This is a genomic window from Mitsuaria sp. 7 (assembly GCF_001653795.1).
Taxonomy (GTDB): domain Bacteria; phylum Pseudomonadota; class Gammaproteobacteria; order Burkholderiales; family Burkholderiaceae_C; genus Roseateles.
In genome coordinates, this window is the sequence record NZ_CP011514.1 from 1,579,765 (window position 1) to 1,603,651 (window position 23,887).

Here is a 23,887-nt window from a genome sequence, read left to right on the forward strand (position 1 = left end):
AGGTCTCCACGAAGCGACAAAGAAGTTCGGGATTCGCAAACCATGAAGCAGCTTCGCATCCTCACAGGCTTGCATGCCGGGGTCCAGCTACGGTTGACCCGTCGGCAGTACCGCATCGCCAGCGATGAGGACGCCGATCTCCAGATCAGCGACTGGGCCCACGCCCCGCTGATCCTGACGTTCGAGGAAGAAGGCTCCGACGTGTCTCCCGCGCTCCACCTCATCGCCGACGACGGAACGCCCGCCAGGACGACAGCGGGAGCGCAGGGCCTGCTGGAGGACTTCCTGCCCCGGCGCTTCGGTGACATCGTGTTGTGCGCCGGCCCCGATGCCGCCGCGTGGCCCAGCGACATGGCGCTGATGGATGCGCTGATGCGCCCCGTCGCGAAGATCAAGGCCACGGCCGCGGTGGTGGCGGAAGCCGCACCGCGGGCGAAGGCGGCGCTCGGCCTGAAGCTGAGCGCGCTGGTCGCCGCCGCGGGACTGATCGCGGGACTCGCGTCGGTGCTCAGCACGCAGACCGCCGCCTCGACCGCGCCGCCCGTCAGTCCGATGGAGCAGACCTTGCAGGCGCTGCGCCAGGCCGGCGTCGAAGGCCTCACGGTGCGTCGCGTCGACCGCCGCCTCGTCGTCGAGGGCCTGCTGCCCGGCAGCGCCGAGATGGCCCGCGCGCGCGCCGCGCTGCAGCCCTTCGGCGAGGGTCAGCTCCTGCATCGCTACGCCTCCGCCAGCGACATCGTCCGCCAGATCGGCGACGCGCTGAACCGGCCCGGCGTGCGCGTGGTCCACCGCGGCCAGGGCGTCTTCGTCGTCGAAGGCCAGGCCGCCGATCCCGCCGAACTGCAGGACGAGGTCCGCCGCATCGCCGGCGACATCGGCCCGCTGGTGCGTCGCATCGACGTCGCCGTCGAGCAGACGCTGCCCACGGCGCGCGTGCGCGTCGGCTCCATGCTGGCCGGCGACGACGGCCTGCAGTACGTGCAGACGGCCGACGGCACGAAGCACCTGTCGCTCCGGACCCCTGTGGATGACGGCGCCGCCGTCGCCGGGGATCCGTCTTCCTCATCCCCTACCGGAGAACCGTGATGGACAACCCCTTGGAACAGACCGTGTTCGCGGATCTCGCGCACATCGAGAAGACCCTGACCGACGACCTCAGCGGCGAGCGCACCCGCGCGATGCTGAGCTACTTCGACCAGGTCGCGCAGAGCACCGAAGCGCACATGCAGACGCCGCTGGCCGATGCCGAGCGCCAGTTGAGCTCGCAGCTGATCGAAGGTTTCCGCGCCTCGCAGCGCATCGTGCGGCACGTGTGGGAAACCATCCACACCGCTTCGCTGCCCGCCTGAGTGCCCAAGGAGCGTCCCATGTCCGCGTTGCCCATTGAAGCCTCGATCCCTGACGCTGCCGGTGCCGACGGCGCGTCCGCCAGCTACCCGCTGGTCTACCGCAACCTCATGGCCGTGGGACTGCTGGGCGCCGTGTACCGCGCCCGCGACGACGCCGCCCTGGTGAGCGCGGCGGTGGAGCTGACGATGGCCGACCCGTCGCCGTTCCGCATCTGCCGCGCCATCGCGCACAGCATAGGCGGCGACGCCGAGTACGCGTCGGCCACGCTGGTGCAGCACGTCGAGGACCACCCGCAGGACGAGGGCGCGAAGGTGGCGCTGGCCACGGCCTTCCTGCTGGCGCGCGACGCGCGCTGGAAGGGCGTGCTCGACGAGGTGCTGGCCACCAGCGCCGACCACAACGTGCGGCAGGCCGCGAACGGCGTGCTCGAGTACGCGGCGACGCTGCAGTGACGTTCCGATCGACAGCGACCGATATCCACGATTGACGTCGGCCGGCCCGCCTCACGCGGACCGACCGATCCCCCCGATCCGATGGGACGACGGACTCGTCCCACGGTTATCCGGTGCCTCGAGCACCTTCATTCCGGAAGTGATCTTCCGACCATCAGGAGAGAGCCATGAGTGTCAACAATACCAGCGCACAAGGTGCAGGTGCTTCTTCCGACATGAACCAGATGATGGGCGAGATGCGCGCCCAGAACGCGGAGCAGATGAAGAACAACCTGGAAATGGGCCGCATGAGCCAACAGGCTTCCATGTCGGAAGCGCTGGGCAAGAAGTTCAAGGCTTCCGGCGACAGCGTCAAAGGCCTGGTCTGACGCCGCGGCGGCCGCGCCGGCCCGTTCCGGGTCCGTCGCGGCCGCTCCGTGCCCCGCAAGGAGAACCCCATGTCCGCAACCTTCCCGGGAGCGCCCCTGGTTCAGTCCCAGTCGGCCGAGGCCTCCGCGTCGTCGCGGATGTTCATGGACGAGCTCAAGGCTCAGAGCAAGCAGACCGTCTCCAACAACCTGGAGATGGGCCGCATGAGCCAGCAGGCCGCCATGTCGGAAGCGCTGGGCAAGAAGTTCAAGGCCAGCGGCGACAGCGTCAAGGGACTGGTGTGACCCGCGCTGCGCGCACGACGCGTCACCGCATCCAACCTCTGTCGGAGCGAATTACATGAGCATTCAACAACTGATGCAGTCGCCGCTGAACATGCTGCAAGGGGCACAGAGCCCCCTGGCAGGCATCCAGCAGGCGCTGCAAGGACTTCAACAAGGTCTGCAAGGCCTGACCCAGCTGCTGCGGCCGCTGGAGCAGCTGATGCAGAACCCGATCCAGTCCGCGCTGAGCGGCGCGGGTCAGAGCATCGGTCAGGCCATCGGCCAGATGAGCCAGCTGGCCAACGCGCCGCTGGGCGGTCTGGGCCAGGCGCTGGGCGGCATCGGCCAGAGCCTCGGCGGCATCGGCCAGGCGCTGGGCGGCCTGACGCAAGGGCTGAACGCCCTGGGCGGCCAGGGTGGCGGCGCGGCCAACCCGTTCGGCGCGGCCATGGGCGCGCTGGGCGGCCTGACGCAGGGCCTCAACGGCCTGAACCAGGCCCTGGGCGGCCTCGGTCAGGCGGCAGGCGGTCTGGGACAAGCCGCGGGCGGTCTGGGCGGTGGCGGCCTGGGCGGCGCCAACCAGCTGCTGGGCGGCCTGAGCCAGGCCATCGGCGGACTGAGCAGCGCCCTGGGCGCGGCCGGTGCGCTGGCTGGCGCGGGTGCCGGCGGCGCGGGCGGTGCCGCACCGCTGGGCGGATCGATCAGCCCGCAGGGCGAGACCGGTCCGATGGACGGCAATCGCGCGGAACGCGCGCTGTTCAAGGCCATGTCGGACTCCGGCATGAAGATGATCAGCGGCAAGGAACTGGACGACGCCGCCAACGGCATCTGCCCCAAGGGCATGCGTCCCCAGGACTTCACGCCTGAGTTCCAGCAGGCGGCGAAGTTCCTGCGCAGCGAAGCCGGCGAGAAGAAGATGGGTCAGCTGGACACGGCCGACCGCGACAACGCCCTCGGCAAGATGGGCCTGGCCCTGAAGGACAAGGGCGGCGACGACAAGATCGGCATCGGCGATCTGACCGCGTCCATCCAGAAGCAGGGTCTGAACGCCGACCAGCACTCGACGATCTCGACGTTGAAGAACAACTTCGACGCGCTGTCCAAGGACGGCAAGACCTTCGACCTGGACACGATGAAGGACGTCGCTCAAGGCAAGCAGATGCCCAACGGCATCCTGCCGTCGTTCGAGCTGCAACAGGCCGCCCAGAAGTTCGTGAACGACACCGCGCTCAACAAGGGCACGGACGTCGCTCAGCAGACCTCTGACGGCAAGTTCAACCAGCAGGGCGACAACAAGTACAGCATGAGCGATCTCGAAAAGACGCTCAAGCGCGGCTGATGAGCCCGGGCCCCCGGGCGGTTCGCCCGGGGGCCTCTCAAGTTTCCTTTCAATGCGGCCATTTCCCCAAGCCCGCCGTGCCTGGCACGTGTGATGGAGCAGACATGATCGATTCCTCGTTGCAACGCAAAGATTTCGTCTCCGGCCTGGTCGGCCTGGTGAGCCTGGCGGTGGACCGCGAGCTGCTGGACGACGCCGAGACCCTGCTGGGCGCCGTGCGCCTGCTGCGTCCCAAGGTGTCGCAGCTGGACTTCTTCGAAGCCTGGATCGCGATGAAACGCGGCCACTGGACCGATGCGATGCGCACGCTGCGCAACCTCGACGCCACCGCGCCCGAATGGTCGACCGCGAAGGCCTTCCTCGCCTACTGCCAGTTCGCCACCGGCGACGCAGGCTGGCGCGCCACCGCGGAAGACGTGCTGCACACCTCCACCAACGCCGAGGCGCTGGACATGGTGCGCTCGCTGCTGCACCCGGACGAAGCCGCCGCGGAATCCGCCGGCGATGACGCCGAGGCCGGCACGACCACGCCGCCCGCGCTGACGATCGACCTCTCGCAGATGGCCTACATGCGGGCCTGAGGAACAGCCATGACCGATCCCATCCAAGCCATTTCCGCGCACGAGATGATCCGGCAGGCGGCGACGCCGACGCCGGACCTGCAGGCGCAGACGCAGAAGTTCGAGCAGCTGATGGCGCGCGAGCCGCAGGCCGATCCGTCGGCGGCGCACGCGGTCGGTCACACGGACACCACGATGACCAAGACGCTGCACACGCTGGACGACGCCTCGCGCCAGGTCACCGCGGACATGCAGCGCTACGTCGCCGACGCGCCCAACATGAACCTGCAGGAACTGACCGCGCGCTCGATGGAGCTGAACCTGCAGGTCGCCACGCAGGGCCTGCAGTTCTCGGCCTGCACCTCGGTCGCGCAGAGCAGCAAGAACGGCCTGCAGACCTTGATGAAGAACCAGTGACATGAGCGCCCATCCTGCTGCGGACCGCTTCGCCACGTTCGACCGTTCCAGGCCGACCTGGAACCTGGTCTACATGCTGGCGCTGATCCTGCTGATCACGCTGCTGGCCGGATGCAAGACCGACCTCTACACCAAGCGCACCGAGGCGGAGGCCAACGACATGGTCGCCGCGCTGCTGCAGCGCGGCGTGGAGGCGGAGAAGAAGAGCGGCGACGCGGGCAAGACCTGGAACGTCGCCGTCGACGAGCAGGAGGTGGTGAACGCGCTGGACATCCTGCGCGCCAACGGCCTGCCGTCGGACAAGTACGTGTCGCTGGGCGACATGTTCAAGAAGGAAGGGCTGATCTCTACGCCGACGGAGGAGCGGGTGCGCTTCATCCACGGCGTGTCGCAGGAGCTCTCCAGCACGCTGTCCAAGATCGACGGCGTGATCGTGGCCAAGGTGCACATCGTGCTGCCCAACAACGACCCGATGGCCACGACGGTGAAGCCCTCGAGCGCGTCGGTGTTCGTCAAGTACCGGCCCGAGATCGACGTGCCGCAGCTGGCGCCGTCGATCAAGAGCATGGTCGCGCGCAGCGTCGAAGGCCTGACCTATGACAACGTCACCGTGACGCTGGTGCCGGGCGCGATGCTGCCGACCTCGCCGCGGCATGCGGTGGCGGATGCGACCTGGGCCTGGGTCGCCGGCGGAGTGCTGGCGGTGCTGCTGATCATCGGCGGCGCGATCGGCGTGATCGCCTGGAAGAAGCCGGGCCTGCTGCCGCAGGGACTGGCCCGTCGACTCGCGCCAGGGGCTGCAGGCGCGGCGGTGCCCGTGGCCGAAGCCGGCGCATGACGATGGCCGCGCCCGAGCAGCTCGCGGGCTGGGCCGTCAGTTTCGACGGCAAGTTGCGCGGCCTGGTCGACGACCTCGATGCGAGCTGGCAGGACGAACTGCTCGGTCCGTGGGGCTTCCTCGACGCGCTGCCTCCGGAAAACGCCGCGGCGCTGTGGCCGCGGCTGTGGCGCGATCGCATGGCGCCGGGCGGCGGACTGCCCGCGCTGGGTCGCTTCGCCGATCCGTTGCCGCGACTCGGACTGCTGCCGCGCGGAGAGTTGCTTCAACGCCTGTGCACGCTCGCGCTGGCGCGCCGACCCGGCGTGCTGCGCTGCTGCATCGACCGCGCCGTACGGGCGCCGCTGCAACGCGCGCTGGGTGATCACTTCGCGCCGTTGGCTGCCATGAGCGCGCGAGGTCGCCCCGTCGAAGCCGAGCAGGCCGCGTGGTCGCCGGTGCAATGGGCGTGTGTCGGTTTCTCGGACTGGTCCGCGGCCTTGTCCAAGGACGATGAACCGGTGCGGCAACTGGTGCGCTGGTCGCTGCCGCGTGCGACGGTGGATGACGTGCTCGCCGCCGCGCCGGTCGCGGCGGAACGCAACGTGGCCGTGTCGATCGCGGCACTCGCCGAAGCCGAAGTGGAGTGGCCATGCTGATCTGGTGGAAGACCTCGACGGGCGTGGACGACGCCGCCGCGGCGGGAGCGCCTCACGGCATCCTGCGGGCCGCGGACGTCACGCTGCTGCGTCACGACGACGAGATCCGGCAGGCCGCGACCGCGCGCGCCGAGGTGCTGGTCGCACAGGCGCAGGCGGAAGCGGAGCGCATCGTGTCCGACGCGCAGGCGAGGGCGGAGACGATGCTGCGCGACGCGCAGGCCCAGATCGACGCCGCGTGCGAGGCCGGCCGATCCGAAGGTGAACGTCAGGCGGCGATCGCCTGGCACGAACGCCAGGCGGGGCGCGCGGTCGACCAGGCCGACGCCGTGCGCGGCCTGCATGAACGCATGGCCGAGGTCGTGACGAGCGCCGTCGAGCGCATCGTGCAGACCGAGGGCCGGGCCGCGCTGTACCAGCGCGCGCTGCGCAGCGTGCAGGCGCTGTCGCGCTCGGCGACGGCGCTGACGCTGAAGGTCAGCAGCGCCGACTTCGACGCCGCGCGCGACGGCATCGCCGCCGTGCCGGAACTTCAATCGGCCGGGCTGTCCGTCGAGGTCATCGTCGATCCGGCACTGCCGGCCGGCAGCTGCCTCTTCGAATCCGACATGGGCGTCGTCGACGCCAGCCTGAAGACGCAGCTCGACGCGCTCCGCTCCGCGATGTCGCGCGCCGTCAAACGCGCGGTCGCCGAGAGCTGATGTCAAGATGAACGCCCCTGATCGCCTCGCACCGATGAACCTGGACGAGCTCGGCCGCTGGATGGAGCTCGAGCTCGCCGGCGCCGAGACGCTGAACCGCACCGGCAAGGTCGTCGAGGTGATCGGCACGCTGGTGCGCGCGAGCGGGCTGTCGGCCAAGCTCGGCGAGATGTGCCACCTGCTCGACGCCAACGGCGGACTGCTGCAGGTGGCGGAGGTGATCGGCTTCTCCAACGGCCAGACCATCCTGTCGCCGTTCGGCTCCATCCTGGGCGTGGCGGCGGGGCAGACGCAGGTCGTCGGGCTCGGCGAGATCCAGAGCATCGCCGTCGGCGACGAACTGCTGGGGCGCGTGGTCGACAGCCTCGGGCAGCCGGTGGACGGCGGACCGCCCATCGTCTGCGAGGAGCGGCGACCGGTCTTCGCGATGCCGCCCAGTCCGATGGACCGGGAGATGATCGAGCATCCGCTGCCGACCGGCGTGAAGATCATCGACGGGATGATCACGCTGGGCGAAGGCCAGCGGATGGGCATCTTCGCGCCCGCGGGCGTCGGCAAGAGCACCTTGATGGGCATGCTCGCCCGCGGCACCGAGTGCGACATCAGCGTGATCGCGCTGATCGGCGAACGCGGTCGCGAGGTGCGCGAGTTCATCGAGATCATCATGGGCAAGGAAGGCATGGCGCGCTCGGTGGTCGTGTGCGCGACCTCGGACCGCTCCTCGATCGAGCGCGCCAAGGCGGCGCACGTCGCCACGGCCATCGCCGAGTACTTCCGCGACCGCGGGCTGCGGGTGCTGCTGATGATGGACTCGCTGACCCGCTTCGCCCGCGCGCAGCGCGAGATCGGCTTGGCGGCGGGCGAGTCGCCCGCACGGCGCGGTTATCCGCCGTCGGTGTTCGCGGAGATCCCGCGCCTGCTGGAGCGCACGGGCATGGGCGCGAAGGGCTCGATCACCGCGCTGTACACGGTGCTGGCCGAGGACGACAGCGGCAGCGACCCGATCGCGGAAGAGGTGCGAGGCATCCTGGACGGCCACTTGATCCTGTCGCGCAAGATCGCCGCGCGCAACCAGTACCCGGCCATCGACGTGCTGGGCAGCCTGAGCCGGGTGATGTCGCAGATCGTGCCCAAGGACCACCAGGCCGCCAACGGCGGGCTGCGCAAGCTGATGGCCAAGTACGACGAGATGGAGCTGCTGATCCAGATGGGCGAATACAAGCCCGGCAACGACGCGTTCGCCGACGAGGCGGTGCGCAAGCACGCGGCGATCCGCGAGTTCCTGAATCAGGCGACCTCGGACCTGCGGCCGATCGCGCAGACGGTGGCCGAGCTTCAGGCGCTGGTGAACGGCTGAGCGTCGCTCGCCGTTGATCCCCACGTCCTCACAGACGCTCACGCTCGAACTCTGGATCGCACGCCTGCATGAACGATCTGCGCTCGCTCAAACTGCTGTTGTGGGCCAAGCGCCGCCGGCTCGAACCGCTGGAGCTGCAGGTGAAGGGCGAGTCCGCGCAGCGCGACGCCGCGGTGGCCGCGCATCAGGCGGCGCAGTTGCGTCACGAGCGCTGCGTCGCCGATGAAGAGGCGTGCACCGCGCAGATCGAGGCGTTGGCCACCTCGGCGTCGTTCGTGCCGCAGGACGCGGTGACGCTGGGCTACGTGCGCGACGGTCTGCGGGACCTGGTCCGACAGGCCGAGGAGGGCGTCCGCACCGCGGCCACGCAGGTCGCGCAGGCCGAGGCCCGCGTGCAGGCCGCGAAGCAGGCCCTGCAGCGCGCGGAGCAGCAGATCGAGCAGCTCGAGGAGCGTCGCCGCAAGCGCCTCGTCGAGATCGACCAGGAGGCCGAGGACACGCAGGACGAAGAGAGCGAGGAGGCCGCGGTCGCGCGCCGCGTGGCGCAGCGGCGCGCGACCGAAGCGGCGGTGAGGGCTGCAAAGGCGGAGAGGGCGGAGGCCGGCGCATGAACGAGATGTTCAACACCTTCGCCGGCGTGATCGGTTTCGGCACGACGCTGCAGGACGGCGTGATGCTGCTGGCGGTGTGCCTGCTGCGCGTCTACGCCGTGTTCCTGGTGCTGCCGGCGACGACGGACCAGGTGCTGCAGGGACCGATCCGCAACGGCGTGTGCATCTGCCTGGCGCTGTTCATCGCCTGGGGTCAGCCGGCGGGACTGGTGCACGGCATGGACATGGTCCAGCTGGTCGCCACGATCGCGAAGGAGGCGCTGATCGGCGTGGTGCTGGGCTTCGCCGCGTCGACGGTGTTCTGGGTCGCGGAGGGGGTCGGCGTGCTGATCGACAACCAGGCCGGCTACAACAACGTCCAGCAGACCAACCCGCTCAGCGGCGAGCAGAGCACGCCGATCGGCAACCTGCTGTCGCAGCTGGCGATCAGCGGCTTCTACCTGCTGGGCGGGATGCTGATGCTCACGGGCATCCTGTTCGACTCCTTCCACTGGTGGCCGATCGGGAGCCTGTCGCCGGCGTGGGGAACGATCCTGGAGGACTTCGTCCGCGTGCAGACGGGGCACTACCTGGAGCTGATGATCAAGATCGCCGCGCCGGCGCTGCTGGTGCTGATGCTGATCGACCTGGGCTTCGGCATCCTGTCGAAGACGGCGGAGAAGCTTGAGCCTAACAACCTCGCGCAGCCGGTGAAGGGCGCGGTCGCGATCGCGCTGCTGTCGCTGCTGGTGGCGGTGTTCTTCGAGCAGGTGCGGCCGGCGCTATCGATGCAGAACCTGTCGGCGGAGATGGCCAAGTGGGCGAGGGCGGCGGAGGTGGCGAAGGCGGGGCCGCAGGCGGCCTCGGCGCCGGTCGCGAAGCCGCCGGTCGCGGCGGGTTCCTCGGACAGCGCGATGCCGGCGGGATCGGCGGCGTCGACACCACCGGCGGCGTCGGAACCGGATCGCACGTTGGCGTTGCCGCCCTGATCACGGCGGACCTGACGATTCAGCCCCGCCGCCGCAACCGGCGGTGATCAGCGCCGCCATCGAGATGATGAGCGTTCTTCGGTCTATCCGAGTGCCTTTCCTTGCTAAGTTTTATCCGGGGCTGCTGAGCCAGTGGCCATGCCAACTGATAGCAATCACGCCGATGCCGAGGACCCCCGCCGAAATCAAGGCCGACACAGCGAGATGCCTCTTCATTACCGTGGCCTGCAGCGCCGCCACGATCAGGGCATGAGCGATCGCCAGCGCCAACAGGTTGCGACCGACGACCGCATTGATGGCGTACCAAAGTTCGGGATCCGCGAGAGTCGCGGCAACACGAAAGCCCGTGGTGCGGTTGGGAGGCACCAGGCCCTGCCACATCGGGATCGCTGCCACTGCGAGGACGACGTCACCGACCCAGAAAAGGATCGCAGTCATCCAGGCGAGACCGTTCGTGCTCATCCTCGAATCGCCCTTCTCGACAAGTGATGACATGCGTCCACGGTCGCGTTCGCAACCGTCCTCCCTGGGTCGCAGGTTCTGGATCTCTCGCCCCGACGAGTGGCGACATGTCAGATGACAACTGACGATCACAACCTGATGGCGCGACTCTAAGTTCGCGACCATTCAGATCCTGTTAGGCGGCCGTTGGGAAGGTGGGAGATTCGACCTGTCAGAACTTTCGGGTTGACGCAGGTATCGACGACGCTTAGCCACGGTGATCGCAATGGAAGCGAGGGGGCGCTCTCCCGCGCCTTCCGATCTCAGACGGGCCGCTCGCCGAGAGAGTGGCGAAAGGAAGTGCTGCAGCACTAGGCGGCTCGTCACCCGAGCTATGTGCGTCGGGAGCCGTCGATCTCACGTTCGACGCTGAGGGCCGCGTCGATGGCTGCCAGCTCCTGCGAGGACAGAGGGGGCGCCTTGAGAGCGCCCAGGCTGTCGTCGATCTGCGATAGGCGACTGGCGCCGATCAACACCGACGTCATGCCTTGATGACGGAGCACCCACGACACGGCGAGTTGCGCCACCGTTTGCCCTCGCGCCTGCGCGATCTCCTGAAGCTTGCGCACTGCAGTCAGGCGGCCTGGCGAAATGTCGCCCGGCTTCAGGAAGTGGGCACGGGCGGCTCTCGAATCTTCTGGAATGCCGTCGCGCAGGTAGCGATCAGTCAGGATGCCTTGTGCCAATGGGGAGAATGCAATGCAACCGATGCCTTCTTCCGCCAACACCTGCAGCAGGCCTTCTTCGATCTCACGCGAAAGCATGCTGTAGCGCGGCTGATGAATGAGGCAAGGCGTTCCAAGGCGCCGCAGGATTGCGCTGGCGGCGCGTGTCTGGTCGGGAGAATAGTTTGACAGTCCTACGTACAGCGCACGCCCGCTTCTTACCGCATGGTCGAGTGCCGACATCGTCTCTTCCAACGGCGTCTCCGGATCGGGACGGTGGCTGTAGAAGATGTCGACGTAGTCCAACCCCATGCGCTTGAGACTCGCATCGAGGCTGGACAGCAATGACTTTCTCGATCCCCATTCGCCATAGGGTCCCGGCGTCATCCAGTAGCCGGCCTTCGTCGAGATCACCAACTCGTCCCGATAGGCGCTCAGATCCTCGCGCAGGATGCGTCCAAGGGTCCGTTCCGCCGACCCTTCCGGCGGACCATAGTTGTTGGCAAGGTCGAGGTGAGTGATGCCTCGGTCGAATGCACCAAGCACCATCGAGCGTGCATTGTCGAAACGGTCGACGTCGCCGAAGTTGTGCCACAGGCCCAGAGACAGACTGGGTAGTAGAAGACCGCTTCGTCCCGTCCTTCGATAGGGTTGTCGGTCGTATCGGGTTGAATCGGGTCGATGGGTCATTGTGAGATCTAGGTTGGGAGCGCCAGATATTCGCCTCAGTTTACGAACACTTTCGTTTTAATGGATACGGGACTTGTACCGAGCATTTTTTCTTTCGAATTCAAAGCGTCGGAAGTTTCGGGAGCGCAGATGGGTTCGGCGCCCAGGCGTCGAGCAAGGACTTCGCGACCTCGGGGACGCTTTGCAGCGCGCGCTCGATCGAGAGACTGCCCTCCGGTCCCTTCACGCCTTCGGCGCGCAGGACACGGACGTCGTTGATACCGATGAATCCGAGGACGGCGCGGAGGTAGTCCTCCTGGAAATCCAGGACACCCGCCAATGCGGGACCGTAGACACCGCCGCGTGACGAGGCGACCACCGCGCGTATGCCCGTGGCCTTGCCGATGGCGCCGGTCGGGGAGTATTGGAAGGTTCGACCCGGCTGCACGATCCGGTCGATCCAGGCCTTGAGCTGGCTCGGCACCGAGAAGTTGTACATCGGCGCGCCGATGACAAGCACGTCGCTGCTCAGCAGTTCGGTCACCAGGAACTCCGAGCGGGCGCGTTCCGCCGCCGTGAACTCGTCGAAGGGCGGATCGCCGATGTCCCGGAAACCCGCGGCGATCGCGGGATCGAGATGCGCAACGGGATTCGCGACGAGGTCTGCAGCTGCTGCTGCAGAGCGCGGTCGCTGGCGTCGGCGTCGCGCAGCTGCCCTTGAACCTGTGCGCGGCGCTGATCGAGGAAGGCCGCCTGCTGGCGCTGCTGCCCACGCATGCGTTGGCGCCGCATCAGGTGCATGCCGTCTTCCCGACGCGGCGCGGCATGATGCCGGCGGTGCGGGCCTTCCTCGACATGCTGGCGGCGGAGGTGCCCGCGATCCTGGACAGGAAACGGACATCCCGCAGGTCAGGCTGACGCGGCGTCAGCGGTCAGCGGGTCCATCACGCATGCGGCACCGATGTTGCTCCGCGATCCTGCCGCCTTCCGTTGTTACCGGCGGCGCGTATAGCTGTAGCGCTTGCCCAGCCACTTGACGGGCGCATCCCCCGCCGGCGTGAAGTACTGGTCCTTCTGCTCGTGGTCGGCGTCCAGACGCGAGATGACCTGCTCCATGCGCCACATCTGTCCGGTCGCGACCGGACCCGCGAAGCCGGTCCCGGGCGTCGCGAACGGCTGGAAGCTGACGAAGATGCGTTGTTCCGGATCGGCGTCCAGGCTCCACGCCGGCATGAGCCCGAGCGGAACGCGGCTGTCCATCGACATGTACTGCCAGCGGCCTTCGATGCGGCTGAAGGTCAGGTAGTCCGCCCGGCTGAACGGCGGCACCGTGGCGTCGGGGCCGGGACTCAGGATCTCCTCGAGCATCGGACCGATCATGCGGCGCTGGGCGATCAGCCCCGTGACGGTGACGGGCGCCGCGCCCGGCCCGTCCCAGGCGCCCACCCGGCGGGCCAGCGCCTGCGCCTCCGGACCGGGTTCGTTGAGGCGGTCGGACGCCGTGGGTGCCGCCGTGGTTGTCGCCGCGCCGGCGGACGGCACCATGCCGAGGGTGGAGACGACGGCGGCGGCAGCCATCGTCGTGCGCAGCAGTTGAGCGATGTTCATCGGGAAGGGCGCTTTCGGTGAGGACGTCACTGGGGCACGTCGAAGTTGCCCGGGCTGGCGTCGGTCGCCCGCCACTCCGGCGTGCGCGCGGCGCTCGCGGCCTGCAGCGCCGCGCGAACCCCCGCCGCGTCGAAGTCGCGGCAGTAGCCGGGTGAGCCGGGCTGCTGCCGCCAGGAGTCGGCGATCGTGCCGGCATCGACGCTGTCGAAGCCGAGCTCATCGAGCAGCGTCGCGACGATGGCCTTCTCCTGCGGCAGGTCCCCGGCGACCGCCAGCGCGATCCGGCCCGGCGTGCCCTTGGGGCGGCCGTTCTCGAGCAGGCTCTGCGCGAAGATCGAATTGAAGACCTTCACCACCCGTCGCCCGATCTGGCGCTGTACCCAGGCGCTCTCGGGGGTCCCGGATTCGATGTCCGCGATCCGCCCGTCGCGATGACGCGGGTAGTAGTTGCCGGTATCGATCACGACCTGACCCCGCGGGCCCTTCGCGAACAGGTCCGGTGCGAGCGACTCGACATTTCTCAGGGGGATCGTCAGGACCACGAGTTCGGCGTCCCGCACCACCTCGTCGGGCGTCGCGGCGAGCGCGCCGGTCTCGCGCGCCAGCGCCGCGAGCGAAGCCGGTCCCCGCGAGTTGGCCACCATCACTTCATGACCGACGGCGCGCAGGCGCCGCGTCAGCGTCCCGCCGATCTGGCCGGCACCAATGATTCCGATCTTCATCGTCTTTCCTTTCGCAGGCGTCGAGGCGACGCTCGATGGAAAGCAGTCTATTGATGATCGGCTTGAAGATAATCTCCATTCTTTGCCTCAGTCCCGCTACCAAGAGTGGTGAATGGATCGCCTCAGCAGCATGGCCACGTTCGTCAAGGCGGTCGACCTCGGTTCGTTCGCGGCGGCGGCCGCCGCGCTGACGATGTCGCCGCAGATGGTGGCCAAGCACGTCGCCTACCTGGAGGCGCGGCTCGGGACCCGGCTGCTCAACCGGACGACGCGACGTCAGAGCCTTACCGAGATCGGCCGCACCTACTACGAGCGCTGCAAGGCGGTGCTGGCGGAGGCGGAGTGGGCGGACGCGGCCGGCGACCACGCCACGGGGACGCCGCGCGGCCGCTTGCGGATCAACGCGCCGGTTTCGTTCGGCACCCACACGCTGACGCCGGTGGTGACGCGCTACCTCCGGCAGTACCCGGAGGTGGAGATCGACCTCACGCTCTCGGACCGCTACGTGGACCTGGTGGAGGAGGGCTTCGAGGCCGTCTTCCGCATCGGACGGCTCGCCGATTCATCCATGACGGCCCGCGCGCTGCGGCCGTTCCGCGTGGTGGCCTGCGCCTCGCCGGCCTACCTGCGCGAGCGGGGGGCGCCCGCCGACCCGTCGGAGCTCCACGCCCATCAGTGCCTGGTCTATGCCGGCACCCGGGCGGGGGCGTCCGATTGGCGCTTCGTGCGCGAGGGTCGACCCGTCGAGGTGAAGGTCCGCGGCCAGCTGCAGGTGAACAACGCCACGGCGCTGCTGTCGGGCGCGCTGGCCGGATTCGGCATCGCCTTCATCGCGGAAGACCTCGCACGGGCGCCGTTGGCCAGCGGCCAACTGATGCGGGTGTTGCCGGACTTCGACACCCCGTCCCGGCCAATGCATCTGCTGTATCACGCGGATCGGCGGTTGACGACCAAGCTACGCAGCTTCATCGACGTGATCGTCCATGAGCTGGGGCCGGAATCGCCCGCTCAAGCCGCTCTTGACGCTCAAACCGGATGAGCCGGGCGCGGCGCAGTCCGGGCGCGCACGACCTGACCCTGTCTCACAGGGAGGCCGCCAGCGCGGCGATCTCCTCCCGCAGCCATTGCTGCGCGGGATGGGCGTCATTGCGGCGGTGCCACATGAGGTCGTAGGCGATGTCCGGCAGCGCCACCGGCGGAGTGAACTGGTCCAGTTGCGCCCCGTGCGGCGACTGCCCGGCGACGCGTTTCATGACGGTGCAGACCATGTCGGAGTGGGCCACGATGGTGGGCGCCGCGAACATCTGCGGCAGGCTGAGCGCAACCCGACGACGCTTGCCGAGGTACGCCAGCGCCTGATCGACCAGGCCATGTCGATCGCCCTCGGGCGAGACCAGCAGGTGGTCCAGTTCGAGGAACAGCGCGAGGTCCAGGCCTGCTTCCTTCGTGATCGATGGCGTCCCCGATGGCGCGGCCGCTTTCGTCGCTGATCTGGACGTCGGTCTTGTCGACGATTTCTTGGTCGCCAATTTCTTGGGCGACTGCAGGGCCGGATGCCCGCGACGCAGGAGGCACACGAACTGGTCCTGCATGATCGATCGCGACAGGATGCGGCGCTCCGCCTGGGTCGGCGGCACGCCCACGGCCACGTCGATCGTGCCTGCGTCGAGCAGGTCGACGGCGTTGTCGCGGCTCCCGATGCCGTGGATGGCCAGGGAGAGTCCCGGGCCCCGCGCCTTCAATGCGCTCGCCAGGGCAGGGAGCAGGACGAAGGCCGGATATTCGGACATCCCGATGTTGAAGGTCAGCGACGCGCTGGCGGGCTCGAACAGCGGCTTGGGCAGCAGCGCGGTCTTGATCTGCTGGAGCGCCTGGGAGATCGGTTCCGCCATCTCCCGGGCCTTGGGCGTCGGCAGCAGACCTTGCGCGCTGCGCAGGAACAAGGGGTCGCCGAACAGCGTCCGCAGGCGCGACAGGGCCGCGCTCATCGCCGGCTGACTGACGCCCACCCGCGCCGCCGCGCGGGTCACGTGGCACTCGCTCATCAGCGCATCAAACGCGGCCAGCAGGTTCAGATCGATGCCGTGGAAATCCATATTTTGTATAAAGAGTCATACAGGCTATTTGTTGGACTGATTGGACCAGACTGCCCAGAATTCCGCCACGCCCTACCTCAGGCAGTCGCGGCGAGCCTGCCCGGCTTCGCCGCTTTCTTCCACGTCCACAGGTCCTCCAATGAAAAAGTTCTACCTCGCCACCACCTTCGCCTTCATGGCCTTGCTCTCCAGCGTCGGCGCTGCCCACGCCGCGGACGACCGGGCGGTCGTCGAATCGTTCTACAAGCTGCTGCTGAGCGGCACGACCAGTCCCGACCTCCAGGAGCGCATGAACGACGTGCTGTCGCCCGCGTGGGAGAGCTATGGCGGCTACGGCCAACCGGCAAAGACGCGGGCGCAGTTCCTGGCGCAGCTGCAGGGGACGGGCACCGTCGTTCCGAACCTGGTGTGGAAGGTCGAGGAGGTCCTGCAGGAGGGCAATCGATTCGTGGTCCGGGGTCGGGCGACCGCCACGCCGGTCCGCCCCTTCCTCGGCGTCGAACCGAGCAACCGGAGCTTCGAGATCATGTCGATCGACATCCACACGGTGGAGAACCACAAGATCGTGAAGTCCTATCACGTCGAGGACTGGCACGCTGCGATCGAGCAGCTGCAAGGCAAATGAACGCGATCGCAGGACGGCACAGGACCCACCCATGACAACGCTCAAGCTCATCGCCGCGGGCCTCGCGCTCGCCGGACTCATGACCGGCACCGCGGCGGTTGCCGCCGGCAAAGACGTCTCGCGGGAGAAGGTCGTGCGCGTGGCCAACCTCACCGAGGTCAGCCCCGGCGTGCACGTGATCGAGGACAAGCAGCACATCTTCCTGGTGCCCAACGTCACCATCATCGTCGGCCGCGATGCGGCGCTGGTCGTCGACACGGGCCTGGGCATTGATAGCGCCAGACTGGTCCTGCAGACCGCGAGGAAGCTGGCGGGCCATCGCAAGCTCTACCTGACGGTGACCCACTTCCATCCGGAACACGGCTTCGGCGCGCAGGTCTTCAAGGGTCAGGCGACCATCATCTACAACCGCGCGCAGCGCGATGAGCTGCTGAAGAAGGGCCCCGAGTTCCGGACCCTCTTCGCCGACAAGCTCGACGTCGCGCAGGCGATGAAGGGCGTGACGCTGACCTTGCCGGACGTGGTCTACGACAACGAGGCCGAGATCGATCTGGGCGGTCGCGTGGTCAAGCTCAATTACTACCAGCCGGCGCACACGCTCGGGGACCAGGTCATCGCCGTGCCGGACCAGGGCGTGGTGATCCTCGGCGACCTGCTGGAGACCCGGTCCTTCCCGATCATGCCGTGGTTCCCCGACCTCCAGGACACCGACGTCAACCCGCAGAACTGGCGGGAGATCTTCCGCATCGTCGCGGCGACGCAACCCAAGGTCGTGATCCCGGGCCACGGCAGCATCGGCACTGCGGCCGACCTCGAGGCAGCGGCCAATCACATGGATGTCGCGCGCGCCGAAGTGACCCGGGGGTGCGCCGCCGGCAAGGACCTGTCGACGCTGCAGAAGGAGCTCACGCCGCTGCTCGCGGCCCAGCATCCGGACTGGGATCTGCAGGACTGGATCCCGATGGAGATCCAGGTCTATTACGAGCGGCTCTGCCGCCAATGACACGCACACTGCGGTGACGGACGTTGGTGATGCGCCGACCGACGTCCAGGTCACCCAGTCGCCGGGTGTGGCAGGTCTGTTGAAGTGAAAGGGTGGACATGCATGTCGGATTGATCGTCGGAATCGGCCCTGCGGCGACCGACTACTACTACCGCCTGCTGATCGCAGCGGCGGCGCGAGCGGGCGTCGCGCTGGAGCTGACGATGTCCCATGCCGACGTGAGCACCTTGCTGCGGCACCAGGCGGCCGGGGACGTGCAGGCGCAGGTCGAGGTCTATCTCCGCCTGGCCGAGCGCCTGGCGAGGGCAGGGGCCCAGCAGATCGCCGTCACCTCGATCGCCGGTCATTTCTGCATCGACGCCTTCAAGGCCGTGTCGCCGCGCCCCGTCATCGACCTGCTGCAGGTCATGAGAGCGGACCTGCAGGCCCGCGGGCTCCAGCGCGTCGGCCTGCTGGGGACGCGCGGGGTCATGGCATCGCGCTTCTACGGCGTGCTGGACGGCGTCGACGTCATCGCCCCGGTCGACGATCTGCTCGACGTCCACGAGGCCTACGCCGCGATGGCCAGCGCCGGGATCGCGACGCCGGCGCAGCGCGAGGTGTTCATGCGCGCCGGGCGCTCGCTGACCCGGGAGCACGGGTGCGAGGCGGTCCTGCTGGCCGGCACCGACCTGGCCCTCGTCTTCGGGCCCGATGACGACCCCGGCTTCCCGGTGCTGGACTGCGCCGCGATCCATGCCGCGGTCATTGCCCGGACGGCCCTCCAGTCGCCATGACCTTCAGCGGTTCACGCCGGTTGGCCGCACTATCCGCATCAGCCGCGTGGTCCCTGATCGCACCGATCGCGCCCGCCGCTGTGATTTGTCCTTCCTCCTGAGTGCCGACCATGCATCGCGCCGCCTGGCCCCCGCTGAACCGCTGATGACCTGCGTGTCCGCCCGTCGGCGGACACCATGAGCTGCCGCGCCGCCCTCGATGGCCGACGCGGTGGTGTTGCCGCGTCGACCCGTGCCTGATCGTTCACGGGTGGCGGCCTCCTTTCATCAGTCAGTCACTCATGTCCTATTTTGATTTCGCGGTGTCCCGCGCGATCGGCCTTCTGCCGCGCGCTTTCGTGGGTCGCATCGCGGCCCGTTACTTCGCAGGTCCTCATCTCAGCGACGCCATGGCCTGCACCCGTCGGCTGAACGCGGAGGGCTTCGCCGTCACGCTCGACGTGCTGGGCGAGTCCGCGTCCAGCCTGGAAGAGGCCGCGCCGAAAGAGGCGGAGTACCTCACGCTGCTCGACGCGATCGGCCAGGAGAACCTGAGCGCCGACATCTCCATCAAGCCGACGGCGCTGGGACTGCTGCTGGACAGCGCGTGGTGCGAGGCGGCCATCCGGCGCATCGCGGGTCGCGCCGCGGCGATCCGTCGCGGGGTCTGTCTCGACATGGAAGACAGCCGGTGCACCCAGTCCGAGATCGATCTCTTCGATCGCCTGCGCGAGCGGGACGCACCGATCTCGCTGGCGCTGCAGGCCTACCTGCTCCGGACGCCCCTCGACGTCCAGACCCTGGCCGCCCTGGGCGATCCCTTGCGGATCTGCAAGGGCATCTACACCGAGCCCGCTTCGCTGCTGGTGCCCGGCGCGGGCCGCAACCGGCGGCTGATCAACGAGCCCTTCCTTGAGGCCGTGAAGGTCTGCTTCAAGGAGGGCAACTTCGTCAGCATCGCGACGCACGACGCCGGGCTCATCGACGACGTCCTGACGCTGGTGAAGGAATGGAAGGTGCCGCGCACGCGATTCGAGTTCCAGATGCTGCTCGGCGTGTGCGAGCCGCTGAGGGACACCCTTCGCGATCAAGGATTCGCGGTGCGCATCTACGTGCCGTTCGGCGGCGACTGGTACGGCTACGGCGTGCGTCGCATGACGGAGAACCCGCGTCTTGCCGGGCAGATCGCACGGGCGCTGCTGCGCGGATGAGGGAGAGCCAGGGCCCCACACCTATCTCCCGCATCGCGCTCCCAAGCCGGCTCCTTGCGCGTACCCACCCATCAATACAGGAGAACCAATGCACCTTCTCACCACCGTCCCGGGCTTCTCGCGTCTCGCCCTCGGACTGGTCCTGATCTTCACTGCGAATGCTGCGAAGCCACAATCGCCTGCCGCCGATCTGGCGCCGACCGCCACGCAGGCGCGCCTGCGCGACACGCAGACGGACATCGACCGTGCGCTCGAACGCTTTGACGTCCCGGGTATGGCCATCGCCGTCGTGCTCGACGGCAAGGTGGTCGACTCCCGCGGCTTCGGCGTGCGCAAGCGCGGCGAGACGGCTCCCGTCGATGGTCGGACCCTGTTCGACATCGCCGCGAACTCGAAGGCATTCACGGCAGCGATGCTGGGGATCCTCGTCGACGAGGGCAAGCTGGCATGGGATGACCCGGTCATTCGACATCTGCCGGACTTCCAGATGTTCGACCCCTACGTGACCCGGGAAATCACCGTGAGGGACCTGCTCGCCAACCGCAGTGGATTGGGGGAAGCCGCCGGCGATTTGATGTGGTGGCCGAATTCGACTTTCAGTACGGACGAGATCATCCACAACATCCGGTTCCTCGCCCCTGCCACCAGTTTCCGCAGCCGCTTCACCTACGAATACCTGCCCTACATCGTGGCAGGAAAAATCATCGCCCTGAAGACCGGAAAGCCTTGGGGCGAGGCCGTCCGGGAACGCATTCTCAGTCCCCTGGAAATGACGCGTACGACCACCCGTCCTGCGGAGAATTTCGACCTGATCGATCAGGCGGCGCCGCACAGCCACATCGACGGCAAGATCGCCGTCATTAAGCCGGCGTCCATGGAGAACGCGGCTGGCGCGATGGGTGTCCGCACCAGCGCCGACGACATCGCCAAGTGGATGAAGATGCTGCTGGACGACGGCAGACTGGACGCACCGGGTCAAGACGGGAAAAGCCGTCGACTCATCAGCGCCAAGCAACTGCGCGAATTGATGACGCCCCAGACGCTGATCCGCCTCAGCGAACCCCCTCCGAAACTGGCCGCGACCCGGGCGACGTTCGCCGCCTACGGACTGGGCTTCGACGTGCGCGACTACCAGGGGGTCAAGGTCGTGTCACATCGGGGATGGCAATTCGGTTTCTATTCAACGGTGGTGCTGGTGCCTTCGGCGCGATTGGGCATCGCGATCATGACGAATGCAGAAAGCGGCCCGGCATTGAGCGCGCTCAAGTACCGGCTGCTCGACAGGTACCTGGGTCTGCCTCCTGCCGACTGGATCGCCGCCTTGACGGATGACGCAGATGAATCCAGCGCCGACGCCATCGCGCCGTCGCGTGAGGTGATCGGGACGGAAGGGCGCCGGATCGGCCCGTCCCTGCCGCTGGCGGCCTACGACGGCGAGTACCGCGATCGCTGGTACGGCGCCGCGACGATCAGGACCTCAGGCACCCGACAAGTACTCAGCCTCGCCAAGACCCCGGAGCTCACCGGCGAGCTTGAGCATTTCCGACACGACACCTTCATCGTGCGCTGGAAGGCGCGCCATTTGAATGCCGACGCCTATGTCACCTTTTCACTGAAGCCGGACGGCAGTGTCAATCGGATGACGATGGCGCCGATCTCGGCCGAGACCGATTCCAGCTTCGACTTTGCCGACTTGTCGTTCGAGCCAGTCAAGCTTGCGCACTGATGCGGCGCGTTGTCTTCCGCGTGTTTTCAGACGCCAGGCGATTGCTCCGGATTCGCACGTTGGCGTTCCCGCCCTGATCACGCGCCCCTGATCCCGGCTTCACGCCCTGGAAAGGCGTCGACCTCCCGCTTAGGCTTCCTGCCGCGACCGATCCGGTCGACGATAAGACTCAAAGGGGAGTTGTCATGAATGCACTGTCATCGTGCCTTGCCCGCTGTCGCCTGCTGTGTGCGCTGACGCTCACGGCGGTGCTGTCGGCCGGCGGGTCGCCCGCCGTCGCGGAGGAACTCCGCTATCACTACACGGGCAATGTCTTCCAGATGCGCATGGAGAATATCCGCGCGAATCCCGGAGACCCCAACGAATTCAGGATCCTGGACGTCTTCCTCAGCGCGGACATCTACATGCCTGTCACCCGGCTGCTGCAGGCGGGCGACACTCTGGAAGACGTCTCGCGCTTCTCCATGACGCTGCACGTGGACTCGGGCAGCGGCTTCAACATCAGCGAGGTGCTGACCTATCCCTTCAAGCCCTATTGCGACGTGCCGCAATGCCCGGTGCAGCGGGACATGGACGGGAGCCTGTCGATCGGGGCCATCGGCATGTTCGCGCTGCCGACCGATTGGGATTTCTCCATTTCGCGCCGCGACCTCGTTCCCCCAGGACGGGTCGACTACCTGCAGCTCGCAAGCACCGATACGCGGGAAGCGGTGTCCGGGTTCTACGAGACCTACACGAATTCATTCGGCCAATTGAACAACGCCCGCGGCGTCTGGACACTGGCAGTCGTGCCGGAACCATCGACGTATGGGTTGATGCTGGGCGGGCTGGGATTGCTGGCGTGGGTGGCGCGGCGCAGGGTGGCGCCGACCGTCTCGTTTCTGCTGAAGCGCGGCAAGGTGTTCTTCGGACTAGGGCTTGCGGCGGCTTTGTCCGCGGTCGCGTCGCCCAGTTGGGCGTCGGAGATCCGATACCACTACACCAGCGATCCATTCCAGATGCGCACGCTGCATGTGCGGGCTGATCCTGACGACCCTGACCGATACACCTTCTCGGACGTGGTGCTGAACGCCGACATCTACATGCCCATCGACCGACCGCTCGCGGCCGGGGACACGCTCGATGACGTGCTGCGTTTCACCATGACGCTGCACATCAATGATGGCGGCGTACTCCGCAGCGATACCTTGTACTTTCCATTCAAGCCCTACTGCGACGAGCCGCAATGCGTGGTCCAGCGGGAGATGAACGCGAGCCTGTCGATCGGCGCCATCGGTGCCTTCGCATTGCCGACCGAATGGAATCTCTTCATGTCGCGGCTGGACATCCCGCCCACCGGCCGGCACGAGTACCTCGAGCTGAGCAGCACCAACACGCAGGAGCGGCTCGCCGGGTATTACGAGACGTGGAGCGCCACTGACGGCGTATTGAACAACTCCCGCGGCGTGTGGACACTGGCGGTCGTGCCGGAGCCGGCGACGTATGGATTGATGCTGGCGGGGGCCGGGCTGCTGGCGTGGGTGCGGCGACGCAGTCTCGCGCCGATGCAATAGCACCCGTCCGCCCCTGATCTCCGAACAGGCCCACCACGGGAACACCCGTGGTGGGCCTGTTCGCGTGTCCACGGAGAATGCGCCTCGCCTCCACCATGTCCGATTTCCTTTGACCACCCAGATCCTTGGTGACGAGTTCGACGAAGCGCTTCGTTTGAAGCTCGGCGAAGTGCTGCGTCAATCCGGCGCTCGAATGAATGAGCCGGCGGCACACGCACTCGGTGGCTCGCAGGAGTCGGTGTCGATGGTCTTCGACCTTGATGGTGAAGTGCTGACCGTGATGTCGGAGACCTACATCGGGCTTTCCATTCACGGACCGGAGGACCTGGTCTTGAAGATCAGAAGGGCCGTGCTTGATGAGCCATGAACACATGCTCATCGAGCTCCATCTGATTCCGCCGCTGTGCTTCGACGCTCGCGGCTATCGTGACGATGAGGATGACGTCCGCTCGATGCTGATGGACGTCTGCGGCGCGCTCGACCCGCGGAGCAAGTTCCGCGTGTCCGGATTCGGACAAGAGCGCTGGCCGGTGGATGTGTCGTGTGATCTCGGAATCTTCCTGGAGCAATTGCCCTATGCGCTGCGTCGACTGCAGACGGGTCAAGCCGCGCAGATCGACCTTTATGAGCAGGGTGTCGAGCGTTCCATTGAATGGGTTCCCGACGGAACGGTTTGCGTGGCGACTTGCCGCAGCTGGACGGACTGGAAGCCGGAACCTTCGGTGGAGACCGTCGCGATGCGCGACGTCATCGAGATGATGTCGACGGCGCTGGAGACGTTTCTTTCGACCATGTCGCAGATGGCATCGGGACTGCTCGCGCATCCATGGATCGTCGAGTGGCGCGCGGGCCTCACAGAGGTCTGAAGCTCTGACCATGCGGGCTCGAAG

Annotated in this window: 29 protein-coding genes and 1 pseudogene; 24 read left to right on the plus strand and 6 right to left on the minus strand. The window is 67.3% G+C overall.

Annotated features, from left to right (window positions below):
* Positions 1-42 precede the first annotated feature (42 nt).
* The 14 genes from ABE85_RS07005 (at position 43) to sctT (ending at position 9,863) form a co-directional block, all read left to right on the plus strand.
* A complete protein-coding gene (locus ABE85_RS07005; RefSeq protein WP_067271823.1) occupies positions 43-1,086 on the plus strand; it encodes a hypothetical protein in 1,044 nt (347 codons plus the stop codon).
* Positions 1,086-1,349, plus strand: coding sequence for a hypothetical protein (locus ABE85_RS07010; protein WP_067271830.1), 264 nt, complete (start codon positions 1,086-1,088; stop codon positions 1,347-1,349). The genes ABE85_RS07005 and ABE85_RS07010 overlap by 1 nt, the downstream gene beginning before the upstream one ends.
* Before the next feature lie 18 nt (positions 1,350-1,367).
* Positions 1,368-1,802 (plus strand): hypothetical protein, encoded by a 435-nt coding sequence (locus ABE85_RS07015; RefSeq protein WP_067271837.1) that lies wholly within the window; start codon positions 1,368-1,370, stop codon positions 1,800-1,802.
* 167 nt (positions 1,803-1,969) lie between these two features.
* Positions 1,970-2,170 carry a hypothetical protein gene (locus ABE85_RS27415; protein ID WP_157522008.1) on the plus strand — a complete coding sequence of 67 codons (201 nt, stop codon included), beginning with the start codon at positions 1,970-1,972 and terminating at the stop codon, positions 2,168-2,170.
* 69 nt (positions 2,171-2,239) lie between these two features.
* Positions 2,240-2,455 (plus strand): hypothetical protein, encoded by a 216-nt coding sequence (locus ABE85_RS07020; protein WP_067271840.1) that lies wholly within the window; start codon positions 2,240-2,242, stop codon positions 2,453-2,455.
* 55 nt (positions 2,456-2,510) lie between these two features.
* Positions 2,511-3,773 (plus strand): hypothetical protein, encoded by a 1,263-nt coding sequence (locus ABE85_RS07025; RefSeq protein ID WP_157522010.1) that lies wholly within the window; start codon positions 2,511-2,513, stop codon positions 3,771-3,773.
* 104 nt (positions 3,774-3,877) lie between these two features.
* Entirely contained in the window at positions 3,878-4,354 is a 477-nt protein-coding gene (locus ABE85_RS07030; RefSeq protein ID WP_067271845.1) for an HrpB1 family type III secretion system apparatus protein, read from the plus strand.
* A 9-nt stretch (positions 4,355-4,363) separates the two neighbouring features.
* Positions 4,364-4,750, plus strand: coding sequence for a hypothetical protein (locus ABE85_RS07035; protein ID WP_067271848.1), 387 nt, complete (start codon positions 4,364-4,366; stop codon positions 4,748-4,750).
* Between the two features lies 1 nt (position 4,751).
* A complete protein-coding gene (gene sctJ / locus ABE85_RS07040) occupies positions 4,752-5,588 on the plus strand; it encodes a type III secretion system inner membrane ring lipoprotein SctJ (protein ID WP_231993251.1) in 837 nt (278 codons plus the stop codon).
* A complete protein-coding gene (locus ABE85_RS07045; protein WP_067271852.1) occupies positions 5,585-6,226 on the plus strand; it encodes a type III secretion protein HrpB4 in 642 nt (213 codons plus the stop codon). The genes sctJ and ABE85_RS07045 overlap by 4 nt, the downstream gene beginning before the upstream one ends.
* On the plus strand, positions 6,220-6,927 hold the full coding sequence (gene sctL / locus ABE85_RS07050) for a type III secretion system stator protein SctL (RefSeq protein WP_067271855.1): 708 nt from the start codon (positions 6,220-6,222) through the stop codon (positions 6,925-6,927). The genes ABE85_RS07045 and sctL overlap by 7 nt, the downstream gene beginning before the upstream one ends.
* 7 nt (positions 6,928-6,934) lie before the next feature.
* Positions 6,935-8,284: a type III secretion system ATPase SctN gene (gene sctN / locus ABE85_RS07055; RefSeq protein WP_197507232.1), complete on the plus strand. Its 1,350-nt coding sequence runs from the start codon at positions 6,935-6,937 to the stop codon at positions 8,282-8,284.
* A gap of 68 nt (positions 8,285-8,352) precedes the next feature.
* Positions 8,353-8,895, plus strand: a complete 543-nt coding sequence (locus tag ABE85_RS07060; RefSeq protein WP_067271858.1) for a hypothetical protein — start codon at positions 8,353-8,355, stop codon at positions 8,893-8,895.
* Positions 8,892-9,863: a type III secretion system export apparatus subunit SctT gene (gene sctT / locus ABE85_RS07065; protein WP_197507233.1), complete on the plus strand. Its 972-nt coding sequence runs from the start codon at positions 8,892-8,894 to the stop codon at positions 9,861-9,863. The genes ABE85_RS07060 and sctT overlap by 4 nt, the downstream gene beginning before the upstream one ends.
* A 111-nt stretch (positions 9,864-9,974) precedes the next feature.
* Here the strand turns inward: sctT and ABE85_RS07070 are convergent, their stop codons facing one another.
* From ABE85_RS07070 to ABE85_RS28300, 3 genes and pseudogenes are all read right to left on the minus strand, one after another.
* A complete protein-coding gene (locus ABE85_RS07070; protein ID WP_067271860.1) occupies positions 9,975-10,325 on the minus strand; it encodes an SdpI family protein in 351 nt (116 codons plus the stop codon).
* Between the two features lie 371 nt (positions 10,326-10,696).
* Positions 10,697-11,719 (minus strand): aldo/keto reductase, encoded by a 1,023-nt coding sequence (locus ABE85_RS07075; RefSeq protein ID WP_067271864.1) that lies wholly within the window; start codon positions 11,717-11,719, stop codon positions 10,697-10,699.
* Between the two features lie 100 nt (positions 11,720-11,819).
* Positions 11,820-12,347: pseudogene (locus ABE85_RS28300) on the minus strand (FMN-dependent NADH-azoreductase); the annotation flags it as partial.
* 26 nt (positions 12,348-12,373) lie between these two features.
* On the opposite strand from ABE85_RS28300, the gene ABE85_RS28305 reads away from it, so the two are divergent.
* Complete coding sequence (locus ABE85_RS28305; RefSeq protein ID WP_255362659.1) at positions 12,374-12,616, plus strand: LysR substrate-binding domain-containing protein; 243 nt, start codon at positions 12,374-12,376, stop codon at positions 12,614-12,616.
* A 75-nt stretch (positions 12,617-12,691) separates the two neighbouring features.
* Here the strand turns inward: ABE85_RS28305 and ABE85_RS07090 are convergent, their stop codons facing one another.
* Positions 12,692-13,306: a hypothetical protein gene (locus tag ABE85_RS07090; RefSeq protein WP_067271872.1), complete on the minus strand. Its 615-nt coding sequence runs from the start codon at positions 13,304-13,306 to the stop codon at positions 12,692-12,694.
* 26 nt (positions 13,307-13,332) lie between these two features.
* The gene (locus tag ABE85_RS07095) at positions 13,333-14,028 is read right to left on the minus strand and encodes an NADPH-dependent F420 reductase (protein ID WP_067271874.1); all 696 of its coding nucleotides are present in this window, start codon (positions 14,026-14,028) and stop codon (positions 13,333-13,335) included.
* A 112-nt stretch (positions 14,029-14,140) separates the two neighbouring features.
* On the opposite strand from ABE85_RS07095, the gene ABE85_RS07100 reads away from it, so the two are divergent.
* Positions 14,141-15,067: a LysR family transcriptional regulator gene (locus ABE85_RS07100; RefSeq protein ID WP_067271876.1), complete on the plus strand. Its 927-nt coding sequence runs from the start codon at positions 14,141-14,143 to the stop codon at positions 15,065-15,067.
* 43 nt (positions 15,068-15,110) lie between these two features.
* Here the strand turns inward: ABE85_RS07100 and ABE85_RS07105 are convergent, their stop codons facing one another.
* Positions 15,111-16,124: a LysR family transcriptional regulator gene (locus tag ABE85_RS07105; protein WP_067271884.1), complete on the minus strand. Its 1,014-nt coding sequence runs from the start codon at positions 16,122-16,124 to the stop codon at positions 15,111-15,113.
* Positions 16,125-16,263: 139 nt separating this feature from the next.
* On the opposite strand from ABE85_RS07105, the gene ABE85_RS07110 reads away from it, so the two are divergent.
* The 8 genes from ABE85_RS07110 to ABE85_RS07145 all read left to right on the plus strand — a co-directional run bounded on the left by ABE85_RS07110 (position 16,264) and on the right by ABE85_RS07145 (position 23,863).
* A complete protein-coding gene (locus ABE85_RS07110) occupies positions 16,264-16,749 on the plus strand; it encodes an ester cyclase (protein ID WP_197507234.1) in 486 nt (161 codons plus the stop codon).
* Positions 16,750-16,780: 31 nt separating this feature from the next.
* A complete protein-coding gene (locus tag ABE85_RS07115; RefSeq protein ID WP_082938401.1) occupies positions 16,781-17,752 on the plus strand; it encodes an MBL fold metallo-hydrolase in 972 nt (323 codons plus the stop codon).
* Positions 17,753-17,850: 98 nt separating this feature from the next.
* Complete coding sequence (locus ABE85_RS07120) at positions 17,851-18,528, plus strand: aspartate/glutamate racemase family protein (protein ID WP_067271886.1); 678 nt, start codon at positions 17,851-17,853, stop codon at positions 18,526-18,528.
* Positions 18,529-18,809: 281 nt separating this feature from the next.
* Complete coding sequence (locus tag ABE85_RS07125) at positions 18,810-19,718, plus strand: proline dehydrogenase family protein (protein ID WP_067271888.1); 909 nt, start codon at positions 18,810-18,812, stop codon at positions 19,716-19,718.
* 88 nt (positions 19,719-19,806) lie between these two features.
* The gene (locus ABE85_RS07130) at positions 19,807-21,444 is read left to right on the plus strand and encodes a serine hydrolase (RefSeq protein WP_067271890.1); all 1,638 of its coding nucleotides are present in this window, start codon (positions 19,807-19,809) and stop codon (positions 21,442-21,444) included.
* 185 nt (positions 21,445-21,629) lie between these two features.
* Complete coding sequence (locus ABE85_RS07135; protein WP_067271892.1) at positions 21,630-22,997, plus strand: PEP-CTERM sorting domain-containing protein; 1,368 nt, start codon at positions 21,630-21,632, stop codon at positions 22,995-22,997.
* Positions 22,998-23,106: 109 nt separating this feature from the next.
* The gene (locus ABE85_RS07140) at positions 23,107-23,364 is read left to right on the plus strand and encodes a hypothetical protein (RefSeq protein WP_067271894.1); all 258 of its coding nucleotides are present in this window, start codon (positions 23,107-23,109) and stop codon (positions 23,362-23,364) included.
* Complete coding sequence (locus tag ABE85_RS07145) at positions 23,354-23,863, plus strand: hypothetical protein (RefSeq protein ID WP_157522019.1); 510 nt, start codon at positions 23,354-23,356, stop codon at positions 23,861-23,863. The genes ABE85_RS07140 and ABE85_RS07145 overlap by 11 nt, the downstream gene beginning before the upstream one ends.
* Positions 23,864-23,887 lie beyond the last annotated feature (24 nt).

Coding starts and splice junctions, on each gene's coding strand:
- ABE85_RS07005 (WP_067271823.1), top strand. CDS start 43: ATGAAGCAGCTTCGCATCCTCACAGGCTTGCATGCCGGGGTCCAGCTA.
- ABE85_RS07010 (WP_067271830.1), top strand. CDS start 1,086: ATGGACAACCCCTTGGAACAGACCGTGTTCGCGGATCTCGCGCACATC.
- ABE85_RS07015 (WP_067271837.1), top strand. CDS start 1,368: ATGTCCGCGTTGCCCATTGAAGCCTCGATCCCTGACGCTGCCGGTGCC.
- ABE85_RS27415 (WP_157522008.1), top strand. CDS start 1,970: ATGAGTGTCAACAATACCAGCGCACAAGGTGCAGGTGCTTCTTCCGAC.
- ABE85_RS07020 (WP_067271840.1), top strand. CDS start 2,240: ATGTCCGCAACCTTCCCGGGAGCGCCCCTGGTTCAGTCCCAGTCGGCC.
- ABE85_RS07025 (WP_157522010.1), top strand. CDS start 2,511: ATGAGCATTCAACAACTGATGCAGTCGCCGCTGAACATGCTGCAAGGG.
- ABE85_RS07030 (WP_067271845.1), top strand. CDS start 3,878: ATGATCGATTCCTCGTTGCAACGCAAAGATTTCGTCTCCGGCCTGGTC.
- ABE85_RS07035 (WP_067271848.1), top strand. CDS start 4,364: ATGACCGATCCCATCCAAGCCATTTCCGCGCACGAGATGATCCGGCAG.
- sctJ (WP_231993251.1), top strand. CDS start 4,752: ATGAGCGCCCATCCTGCTGCGGACCGCTTCGCCACGTTCGACCGTTCC.
- ABE85_RS07045 (WP_067271852.1), top strand. CDS start 5,585: ATGACGATGGCCGCGCCCGAGCAGCTCGCGGGCTGGGCCGTCAGTTTC.
- sctL (WP_067271855.1), top strand. CDS start 6,220: ATGCTGATCTGGTGGAAGACCTCGACGGGCGTGGACGACGCCGCCGCG.
- sctN (WP_197507232.1), top strand. CDS start 6,935: ATGAACGCCCCTGATCGCCTCGCACCGATGAACCTGGACGAGCTCGGC.
- ABE85_RS07060 (WP_067271858.1), top strand. CDS start 8,353: ATGAACGATCTGCGCTCGCTCAAACTGCTGTTGTGGGCCAAGCGCCGC.
- sctT (WP_197507233.1), top strand. CDS start 8,892: ATGAACGAGATGTTCAACACCTTCGCCGGCGTGATCGGTTTCGGCACG.
- ABE85_RS07070 (WP_067271860.1), bottom strand. CDS start 10,325: ATGAGCACGAACGGTCTCGCCTGGATGACTGCGATCCTTTTCTGGGTC.
- ABE85_RS07075 (WP_067271864.1), bottom strand. CDS start 11,719: ATGACCCATCGACCCGATTCAACCCGATACGACCGACAACCCTATCGA.
- ABE85_RS07090 (WP_067271872.1), bottom strand. CDS start 13,306: ATGAACATCGCTCAACTGCTGCGCACGACGATGGCTGCCGCCGCCGTC.
- ABE85_RS07095 (WP_067271874.1), bottom strand. CDS start 14,028: ATGAAGATCGGAATCATTGGTGCCGGCCAGATCGGCGGGACGCTGACG.
- ABE85_RS07100 (WP_067271876.1), top strand. CDS start 14,141: ATGGATCGCCTCAGCAGCATGGCCACGTTCGTCAAGGCGGTCGACCTC.
- ABE85_RS07105 (WP_067271884.1), bottom strand. CDS start 16,124: ATGGATTTCCACGGCATCGATCTGAACCTGCTGGCCGCGTTTGATGCG.
- ABE85_RS07110 (WP_197507234.1), top strand. CDS start 16,264: ATGAAAAAGTTCTACCTCGCCACCACCTTCGCCTTCATGGCCTTGCTC.
- ABE85_RS07115 (WP_082938401.1), top strand. CDS start 16,781: ATGACAACGCTCAAGCTCATCGCCGCGGGCCTCGCGCTCGCCGGACTC.
- ABE85_RS07120 (WP_067271886.1), top strand. CDS start 17,851: ATGCATGTCGGATTGATCGTCGGAATCGGCCCTGCGGCGACCGACTAC.
- ABE85_RS07125 (WP_067271888.1), top strand. CDS start 18,810: ATGTCCTATTTTGATTTCGCGGTGTCCCGCGCGATCGGCCTTCTGCCG.
- ABE85_RS07130 (WP_067271890.1), top strand. CDS start 19,807: ATGCACCTTCTCACCACCGTCCCGGGCTTCTCGCGTCTCGCCCTCGGA.
- ABE85_RS07135 (WP_067271892.1), top strand. CDS start 21,630: ATGAATGCACTGTCATCGTGCCTTGCCCGCTGTCGCCTGCTGTGTGCG.
- ABE85_RS07145 (WP_157522019.1), top strand. CDS start 23,354: ATGAGCCATGAACACATGCTCATCGAGCTCCATCTGATTCCGCCGCTG.